This is a genomic window from Modestobacter sp. DSM 44400 (genome assembly GCF_900107175.1).
Lineage (GTDB): Bacteria > Actinomycetota > Actinomycetes > Mycobacteriales > Geodermatophilaceae > Modestobacter.
Map to the genome: position 1 here is coordinate 1 of NZ_FNOZ01000173.1, position 1,302 is coordinate 1,302.

A 1,302-nucleotide genomic window follows, 5' to 3' on the forward strand; every position below is an offset into this window, starting at 1 on the left:
TGGAGTTGACCCGCTTCGGTGGACACCCTGAACTTGGGCGATGTGCCCGAGGAAGGGGTCCTGATGGGCCGTCCGAGCAAGTACTCCCCGGAGTTCCGGGAGCAGGCCGTGGAGCTCGTCAGAGCGACCGGCAAGACCGTCGCGGAGATTGCCCGAGACCTGTCGATCAATGACACGACGCTGGGGAACTGGGTCAAGGCTGACGCCGCCGAGCGGGGCGTGCCGGACAGCAGTGGGCTTCTTCCACTGACGGCGGCGGAGCGGGCCGAGCTGACGAAGCTGCGCCGGGAGAACGCGAAGCTCAAGGTCGAGCGGGAGATCTTGAAAAAAGCGGCGGCCTTCTTCGTGACGGAGTCGACGAGGTGACGCGGTTCGCCTTCATCGACCGAGAGAAGGCGCGCTACGACGTCACCGTGCTCTGCGACCTGTTGAAGATCAGCCGGTCGGGGTTCTACGCCTGGCGCGCCCGCCCGAAGTCCAACCGGGCCCTGGCCGATGAGGTCTTGACCGAGCAGATCCGCGAGGCGTTCAACGCCAACCGGAAGGTCTACGGCAGCCCGAAGATCGTGGCCGAGCTGGCCGATGAGGGCGTGCACGTCGGGCGCAAGCGGGTCGCCCGCCTGATGCGCGAGGCCGGCATCGTGGGCTGCCACCGTCGCAAGCGGTCGTTCTCGATCACCGCGCAGAACCCCAAGGCCGACGTGGCGCCTGACCTGGTCGACCGCAAATTCGTGGCCACCGCGCCCAACCAGCTGTGGGTCGCGGACGTGACCTACGTGCCGACCGTGCAGGGCTGGCTCTACCTGGCCTGCGTCACCGACGTGTTCAGCCGCATGGTCCTTGGTTGGTCGATGGCATCGCATCGCAAGACCGACTTGGTCGTCGACGCGGTCACGATGGCCGTGCACCGCCGCGGCGGACACGTGCCCGGCGTCATCCATCACAGCGACCGCGGCGGGGAGTACAGCAGCTACCAGCTCGAACGGGAACTGAGACGTCACGGCGCCCTGGCCAGCATGGGATCGGTCGCGGATTGCTACGACAACGCCATGGCGGAGAGCGTCTTCGCGACCATCGAGTGCGAACTGTTCGACCAGCAGCCACGCGGCCGGTTTGAGACTCGGCGGCAGGCCAAGCTCGCCGTCTTCGACTACCTCGAGACCTTCTACAACCCGCGCCGCCGGCACTCCTCCCTCGGCCAGGTCTCACCCGCTCGTTTCGAGCAGGCGCACACTGCACGAAAAGCTGCGGCCTAATCCGTGTCCGCAGTGACGAGGTGTCCGCGAAAGCGGGTCAACTCCA

General features: G+C 66.7%; 2 protein-coding genes. Both read left to right on the plus strand.

Translation table 11 applies throughout. The features are described from left to right. Positions 1-18 precede the first annotated feature (18 nt). The gene (locus tag BLW04_RS25560; protein WP_091548468.1) at positions 19-366 is read left to right on the plus strand and encodes a transposase; all 348 of its coding nucleotides are present in this window, start codon (positions 19-21) and stop codon (positions 364-366) included. Further along, positions 363-1,256, plus strand: a complete 894-nt coding sequence (locus BLW04_RS25565; protein ID WP_091548471.1) for an IS3 family transposase — start codon at positions 363-365, stop codon at positions 1,254-1,256. Before BLW04_RS25560 ends, BLW04_RS25565 begins: the two co-directional genes overlap by 4 nt. The last annotated feature ends 46 nt before the right edge of the window (positions 1,257-1,302 follow it).